The 6769-nt window shown below is 72.6% G+C and carries 9 protein-coding genes; 8 read left to right on the forward strand and 1 reads right to left on the reverse strand.

What is annotated here, in order from left to right; all coding sequences use genetic code 11:
- Nucleotides 1-9: 9 nt before the first annotated feature.
- The 3 genes from ACZ7PG_RS47480 (at nucleotide 10) to ACZ7PG_RS47490 (ending at nucleotide 2467) form a co-directional block, all read left to right on the forward strand.
- Complete coding sequence (locus tag ACZ7PG_RS47480; protein ID WP_470245825.1) at nucleotides 10-1563, forward strand: SpoIIE family protein phosphatase; 1554 nt, start codon at nucleotides 10-12, stop codon at nucleotides 1561-1563.
- 76 nt (nucleotides 1564-1639) lie between these two features.
- Complete coding sequence (locus ACZ7PG_RS47485; protein WP_470245826.1) at nucleotides 1640-2182, forward strand: type 1 glutamine amidotransferase domain-containing protein; 543 nt, start codon at nucleotides 1640-1642, stop codon at nucleotides 2180-2182.
- A 123-nt stretch (nucleotides 2183-2305) separates the two neighbouring features.
- A complete protein-coding gene (locus tag ACZ7PG_RS47490) occupies nucleotides 2306-2467 on the forward strand; it encodes a hypothetical protein (RefSeq protein WP_470245827.1) in 162 nt (53 codons plus the stop codon).
- A gap of 52 nt (nucleotides 2468-2519) precedes the next feature.
- On the opposite strand, the gene ACZ7PG_RS47495 is transcribed toward ACZ7PG_RS47490, so the two are convergent.
- Nucleotides 2520-2945 carry a hypothetical protein gene (locus ACZ7PG_RS47495; protein ID WP_470245828.1) on the reverse strand — a complete coding sequence of 142 codons (426 nt, stop codon included), beginning with the start codon at nucleotides 2943-2945 and terminating at the stop codon, nucleotides 2520-2522.
- 168 nt (nucleotides 2946-3113) lie between these two features.
- On the opposite strand from ACZ7PG_RS47495, the gene ACZ7PG_RS47500 reads away from it, so the two are divergent.
- The 5 genes from ACZ7PG_RS47500 (at nucleotide 3114) to ACZ7PG_RS47520 (ending at nucleotide 6649) form a co-directional block, all read left to right on the forward strand.
- Nucleotides 3114-3542 (forward strand): helix-turn-helix domain-containing protein, encoded by a 429-nt coding sequence (locus tag ACZ7PG_RS47500; RefSeq protein ID WP_470246480.1) that lies wholly within the window; start codon nucleotides 3114-3116, stop codon nucleotides 3540-3542.
- Entirely contained in the window at nucleotides 3539-4393 is an 855-nt protein-coding gene (locus tag ACZ7PG_RS47505) for an alpha/beta fold hydrolase (protein ID WP_470245829.1), read from the forward strand. Before ACZ7PG_RS47500 ends, ACZ7PG_RS47505 begins: the two co-directional genes overlap by 4 nt.
- On the forward strand, nucleotides 4390-4521 hold the full coding sequence (locus tag ACZ7PG_RS47510; protein WP_470245830.1) for a hypothetical protein: 132 nt from the start codon (nucleotides 4390-4392) through the stop codon (nucleotides 4519-4521). The genes ACZ7PG_RS47505 and ACZ7PG_RS47510 overlap by 4 nt, the downstream gene beginning before the upstream one ends.
- 57 nt (nucleotides 4522-4578) lie before the next feature.
- Nucleotides 4579-5673 (forward strand): sialidase family protein, encoded by a 1095-nt coding sequence (locus tag ACZ7PG_RS47515; RefSeq protein WP_470245831.1) that lies wholly within the window; start codon nucleotides 4579-4581, stop codon nucleotides 5671-5673.
- 136 nt (nucleotides 5674-5809) lie between these two features.
- A complete protein-coding gene (locus ACZ7PG_RS47520; protein ID WP_470245832.1) occupies nucleotides 5810-6649 on the forward strand; it encodes an SAM-dependent methyltransferase in 840 nt (279 codons plus the stop codon).
- Nucleotides 6650-6769: the final 120 nt, after the last annotated feature.

Genomic DNA, 6769 nt, shown 5'->3' on the forward strand with positions numbered 1-6769 from the left:
GGTCCGTGCATGGTGTCACGTCCGGCCCCGGCCTCGGCGGCCCTGCCGCCGATGACCGGTGAGGACGCGCCGCCGGGCTTCGACGCCTTCGGGCGGGCGGTCCTCGAAGACGTGCGCGACGCGGTGTTCCTCCAGGACACCGACGGCGCGCTGCGCTGGGCGAACCCGGCCGCACGCACGCTGACCGGCGGCGCCGAGCCGCGGCTGCACCCGATCGCCGAGACCTCGGGGCACGTCGAGGTGGCCGGTAATCGTCGTCCCGCCCGGATCCGAGCCCTGCCGGGCGGCTGGCACGCCTGGACCGTGCCCGCGGAAGACGTCCCCCAGCGGCACGTCGGCGACTTCCTCGCCGAGGCCGGGCCCCGGCTGGCCGGCGCGCGCGGGCGTCACGGCACGGCGCGGGTGATCGCCGAGCTGGCCGCGTCCGCGCTGGCCGAGACCGTTTTCGTGCTGCTGCCGACCACCCGCGGCCGGTGGGAGTGGTGGAGCTGCGAGCGCCCGTCGGCGCACGGCCACGGCCGGATCCGCCGCGTCCCGGCGCAGGTCGCGCCGGTGCTGGCGGCGACGTTCGCGGCCACCGGCAAGCCCCGGCCGGAACCGGTGCCCGCGCCCGAGGTCGCCACGCTGCCGTCGGTCGTCGCCGACCGGTTCGCCGGCCACGCCGAGGTGGTGGTGGTGTCGCTGGGCCCGAGCGGCGGCGCCGGCGTCACCGGCGCCCTGCTGCTGGGCCGCAAGGTGGACCCGGAGTTCGGTGCCGAGCAGGGCCGCGCGGTCGTCGAGTTCGCCAAGGCGGCCGGGACGGCGCTGGCCAACGCGCAGCGCTACGCCCGCCAGGAGGAGGCCACGCGCGGCCTGGAGACGACACTGCGCCCGGTCGACCCGCCCGAGCTCGACGGCGCCCGGTTCGAGACCTGGTACGAGCCGGCCGCCGGGGTGCTCGCGGTCGGCGGCGACTTCTACGACGTCCTCCCGCACGACGACGGCAGCGCGTTCCTGGTGCTCGGCGACATCTGCGGCAAGGGCGCCGAGGCCGCGGCGCTGACCGGGCGGGTCCGGCACGCGCTGACCGCGCTCGCGATGGTCGAGCGCGACGGCCGGACGCTGCTGCGGCTGCTCAACGAGCTGCTCATCGCCGGCGGCAGCAGCCGGTTCGCCACGTTGGTGCTCGGCACGGCCCGGCCGTCGGACGGCGGCGTCGGCCTGACCCTGGCCTCCGGCGGGCACCCGGCGCCGCTGATCGTCCGCCGCGGTGGCGTGGTCGAGGAGGTCACCGTCCCCGGGACGCTGGTCGGGATCTCGCCGCAGGCCCGGTTCGCCGAGGCGGAGGTGCGGCTCGAGCGCGGTGACGTCTGCCTGCTGTACACCGACGGCATCACCGAGGCCCGCAACCGCCACGACCCGACGGAGCTGTTCGGCGACGACCGGCTGCGCGCGGTGCTGGCGACGGCGGCGGGCCAGCCGGCCCGCGAGGTCGTGCGGCGGCTGCGCCAGGCCGTGCGCGACTGGCTGGGGAGTTCGGCCCACGACGACATCGCCGTGCTGGCGATCGAGTGCTCCGACTGAGTCCACTGTGGACCGGGTTTGACCGGGTTCCGAGCGGGTAATTCCTCCGTGCATTGATCTCACGGAGGAAAGTTTCATGGCGAACTCACTGCAAGGCCGCCGGGTCGCGATCCTGGCCGCGGACGGCGTCGAACAGGTCGAGCTGGAGCAGCCGCGCCAGGCCGTCCTCGACGAAGGCGCCACCGTCGAGCTCGTGTCGCTGGACACCGGCGAGATCCAGGCGATGAACGGCGACATCGACAAGGGCGACAGGTTCGCGGTCGATCGCAAGGTGGCCGACGTCGGCATCGGCGACTTCGACGCGCTGCTGCTGCCGGGCGGCACGATGAACCCCGACAACCTGCGGACGGACGGCGACGCGGTCAAGTTCGTCGGCGACTTCGTGCGCGCGGGCAAGCCGGTCGGGGTGATCTGCCACGGTCCGTGGACGCTCGTCGAAGCGGATGTCGTCCGTGGCCGCACGCTGACTTCCTACCCCAGCATCCGGACCGACCTGCGTAACGCCGGCGCCACCGTCGTCGACGAAGAAGTGGTGGTCGACAACGGCTTGGTCTCGAGCCGGAACCCGGACGACCTGCCGGCGTTCTGCCGGACGGTCGTGCGGGAGTTCGCGGGCTGAAGTCCTTTGTAGACGTTCACCCGGCCGTGTGTTAAGTCCCGCTTAAATGTGTTGGCTTTCGGTGGCCCGGCGGAGGACGCTGGGGGTGTGACCAGGATCGCTCGCGGAGAGGAGGTGGACACCATGACAGTGCAGGCACGCCGCTACGGCCGCTGGTGCCGGGAGCACTTCGACGTGGTCGCCACTCAGAGCGTTCCCGCTCCCCGGCCGGCCGATGTCGCCGAGGTCGCGTCGCGGCCCGAGCCGGAGCCCGTCAAACCGGTCGCCGAACAGCCGAAAGGCTGACCCAGCTCATGAAGAAGCCGCCCCGGTCCAGGCCGGGGCGGCTTCTCGTCCGTCAGCCGTAGTAGCTGGTGTTGCGACGGCGGCGGTACCAGACCCGCTTGGGTCCCGGCACGCCGACGCGTGTGATGACGTCGGTCAGCACGGCCCCGATGACCAGCCAGATCACCGCGGCCAGGCCGTCGTTGCAGAACACCCGGAACTTCTCGTTGTCCGGGGTGAAGAGGTTCCGCAGGCCGAGCGAGACGCCGGACGACCACTCGGAGATGAGGTGCGCGAAGCCGTTCGCCGCGTTCGCCTCGCCGAACACCAGCAGGATGTGCACGGCGAGCACCAGGGCGAACACCGCGCAGACGAGGTGGATGAGGGCGTTGACCGTGCGCACGATCCGGATGCGCGGGTGGGTGCGCTCCACGACTTCTTCGGCCGGGGCCGGCTCGTACGGCGGTTCGTAGGGCTCGGGGGGCGGGGGATACGGCATCGACGTCGCCGTCCTTTCGACTGTCCGATGTGGACGCACTGCGGACGTACCTGGGCGAGCGGGAGCAACACCGGGGAATACCCGGCACTCGGGCGGGCAAACCGCCCGTTCCTCAAACTTCCCTGAATGATGACATGGTAGGGTAGTTTGAGGAACATGAGGAGGGTCATGGCGCAGGAGGTCTTCTCCGTCGACCAGGTCGCCGCGAAGCTCGGGCTGCATGTCCGGACGGTCCGGAACTACGTGCGGGACGGACGGCTCAAGGCGGTCCGGATCGGCAAGCAGTACCGGATCGCCGCCGACGACCTCGAGGCTTTCACCGGGCTGTCGGTGGCCGAACCGCGGCCGGACCGGCCCGTCGCCGAACTTTCGAGCGTCGCGGAGGTCAGCGGCGTCGACCGGGCGATGGCCGACCGGATCGCCACCGTCGTCGTCGCCTCGGTGAACGGGCCGCGGGACGGGGGTGAGCGGCCCCTGCGCGTCGAGACCATCTACGACAAGGAGCGCGCCACCCTGAAGATCATCGTGCTCGGCGACCTCGCCGCCGGCGCCGATCTGCTGCGCTTCGTGGCCTCGTTCACCGAAGGCCTGGCGTGAGCACCGTCTACCGCTCGGCCGAGGGCGCGGAGGCGGTCCGGCGGCGCTACGACGCGCTTCTCGACAGCTGGCCCGTGCCGCATGAGACGTCCACTCTGAAGACCCGTCTCGGCGACACCTTCGCCGTGGTCTCGGGCCCGGCAGGCGCGCCGCCGGTCGTCGCGCTGCAGGGCTCCGGCGGCACCGCCGCGCACTGGCTGCCCGACATCGCGACGCTCGCGCAGGACCTGCGGGTGCACGCCGTCGACGCGCCCGGGGAGCCGGGCCGGACCGTCGAAGCGCGGCCGCCGCTCGGGTCGCCGGCCCACGCCGACTGGCTCGACGACGTCCTCGACGCGCTCGAACTGCCTCGCGCGGCCTTCCTCGGCACCTCACTGGGCGGCTGGTGGGCGCTCGACCACGCGCTGCGCCGCCCGGCGCGCGTCACGGCGCTGGTGCTGGTCAACCCGTCCGGGATCGGCCGCGGCCGGGTCGCGCCCCTGCTCAAGTTCGCCGCCTACAGCCGGTTCGGTGCCTGGGGACGGCGGCGCTCGCTGGCGATGGTCGCGAAGGGCAGTCCCGCCGACCTGGAGCGTCGCGCGGTCGGCGAGTTCACGCTGGCGACGTTCGAGCACTTCAAGCCGCGGCTGGAGAAGATCCCGGTCTTCCCGGTCGAGCGGCTGGGCGAGCTGCCGATGCCGGTGCAGGCCCACTTCGGCGCGCACGACGTCCTGCTCGACCAGCGCGACGCCGCGGCCAAGCTGCGGCGGGCCCTGCCGGCCGCCGACGTCCGGCTGGCCGAGGACGCCGGGCACTTCCTGCCCGGCTGGGCGGACGCCGCGGCGAAGTTCTTGAAGGGAGCGGGATCGTGATCGACCGGCGCCACGGCACCGCGGTGTGGTTCACCTACGGCCAGGGGGCCGACGTCCTCGTCGTGCCGGTCGAACGGTTCTTCGACATGCGCACCGAGCTCGACGCCCGGCCGGCCGCGGCGCGCTGATCCGCGCGGTGGAACCTCGCGCGCGACGGGCAACCCCGTCCCGCGCGGCACGTCCAGGTGATCATGAGAATCCCGGCGCTGCTCGCGTCCGTCCTCACCCTGCTGGCCGTGTCCGGCTCGCCCGCGACGGCGGAAACCGTTGTCCCCCAAGGGTTCCGGCCCGCTTCGACGAGCTGGACCGGCCCCGATACCGGGTACGTCCTGGGGTACTCGCCGTGCGCGCAGTCCTGGTGCCCGGCGCTGCTGGGCACGACCGACGGCGGGAGGCACTGGCGCCGCCTGGGCGCGCCGCCGATGGCGTTGCCGGACAACCACAACCACGTCGCGCTGACGTTCGCCGGCGACCGTGTCGCGTACGTCAGCGACGGCGTCCACGTGCGCACGACCCGCGACGGCGGCGCGAGCTGGCACCCCGTCGGCCTGGTGGGCGCCCGGGAGCCCTACTACCTCTCGAAGATCACCGAAACCGCCGGCCGGGTCTTCGCCGTCCTCACCACCTTCGGCGACGGTCACGGCTCGACGCGGCTGTACTCCGGTGCCGCCGGTTCGCCGGTGCTGGTCCCGGTGCCCGGCTTCGCGGCCGCGGGCGGGATCACCTACGGCGACCTGGCCGTCGGCGGCGGCCTGCAGGTCGCGCTCGGCGCGGACTACGGCACGGAGCAGTACTGGACCTCGCGTGACGGCGTCCGCTTCACCCCCGCCGAACCGCCGTGCCCGGTGGGGTCGGTCGCCTCGCTCGCCGGGGTCCGCGACCGGCAGGTCGTGGCGTTGTGCAGCGGCAGCCCCGGTTCGCCGCAGCCAGGGTCGACCGAGCGCCGGCTGCGGCACGCGGCACAGCTCGGCGGGACGTTCAGCGGTGCCGACGCGGCGCCCTTCGCCGGGATCACGCAGGGCTTCGGCGCGGCTTCGCCGGCGTCCGCGACGGTCGCGGCCGAGGGCGGCGGCAGCGGGTTCCTGCACAGCACGGCCGACGGTGGCCGCACCTGGACGACGACCGTGCTGTCCGATCGCGGGCTCAGCCTGACCGATCTCGACTTCCCCGGCCGGGGCACCGGAGTGGTCGTCGACGGCCAGCCGGACGCCGACGGTGGCTCCGCCCTGTACCGGACCACGGACGGCGGACACATCTGGCGCGAAGTGACGATCGGGTAGTTGTCCCTGGCAGGTAAGGCCCTTCGGCCTGGTTCACTTGGTGAACGCCATGTCGTAGTCTGAGCACTGTCCGTTGCCGGACACAGGTGGCCGGACCCGGGCAGGGGCCGGCTCCACAGACGAGGGAGAACAGTCGATGACGCCTGGCGACCTGCGGTCCGGAACCGAGGGGGGCTCGGCTTCCCTCGATTTCTCCAAGGCGAGCCTGGCCCGGCTGTCGGACGCACTGCTGGGTGGCCACGACCACTACGAGGTCGACCGTGAGGCGATGCGGCGGCTGCTCGCGATCGCCCCCGGCGCGCGCACGATGGCGAAGGAGCACCGGGACTGGCTGGTGCGCGCGGTCCGGTTCCTCGCCGGGAAACGCGGCATCGACCAGTTCCTCGACCTGGGCTCGGGCATGCCGACGGCGGAGAACACCCACCAGGTGGCCCAGCGGTACAACCCGGACGCGCAGGTGGTGTACGTCGACATCGATCCGGTCGTGCAGGTGCACGGCCGGGCGCTGCTCGAGGAGAACTACCTGACCCACGTGACGGGCGCCGACCTCACCCGGCCGGCGGAGACGCTGGCCGACGAGGTCGTCAAGGAGTACCTGGACTTCACCCGGCCGGTGGCGCTGATCCTGACGTCGATCATCCACCACATCGACGACTTCGAGCGCGCGAAGTCGATCGTCGCGGAGTACGTGGCGGCGCTCGTGCCCGGCTCGTACCTGCTGCTCACGCACAACTTCGACCCGGAAGAGGACTCGCCCCGCCAGGAGCTGGCGCGGCTGCTGGAGACGAGCTTCCAGGGCACCGGGCTGGGCAGCGTGTTCCGCACCCGGGAGCAGATCACGGAGTTCTTCGACGGCACGGAGCTGCTCCGGCCGGGGCTGGTCTACCTGCACGAATGGTGGCCCGACGGCCCCCGCATCCACCCGCTGAGCGAGCTGAACTTCCTCACGCTGGGCGGCGTGGCCCGCAAGCAGTGACGCCCGGGTCGTGGGGGGGGAAAAAGGGTTGGAACCCGTTTTCCCCCCCCCCCAGGGGTCGGGGGGGTTTTAACGGTTTTCGTCTGGTGTGTGTCTTTTTTCCCTGTTTCCCCGGGTCCC

The organism is Amycolatopsis sp. NPDC114504 (genome assembly GCF_055633595.1).

Coding starts and splice junctions, on each gene's coding strand:
- ACZ7PG_RS47480 (WP_470245825.1), top strand. CDS start 10: ATGGTGTCACGTCCGGCCCCGGCCTCGGCGGCCCTGCCGCCGATGACC.
- ACZ7PG_RS47485 (WP_470245826.1), top strand. CDS start 1,640: ATGGCGAACTCACTGCAAGGCCGCCGGGTCGCGATCCTGGCCGCGGAC.
- ACZ7PG_RS47490 (WP_470245827.1), top strand. CDS start 2,306: ATGACAGTGCAGGCACGCCGCTACGGCCGCTGGTGCCGGGAGCACTTC.
- ACZ7PG_RS47495 (WP_470245828.1), bottom strand. CDS start 2,945: ATGCCGTATCCCCCGCCCCCCGAGCCCTACGAACCGCCGTACGAGCCG.
- ACZ7PG_RS47500 (WP_470246480.1), top strand. CDS start 3,114: ATGGCGCAGGAGGTCTTCTCCGTCGACCAGGTCGCCGCGAAGCTCGGG.
- ACZ7PG_RS47520 (WP_470245832.1), top strand. CDS start 5,810: ATGACGCCTGGCGACCTGCGGTCCGGAACCGAGGGGGGCTCGGCTTCC.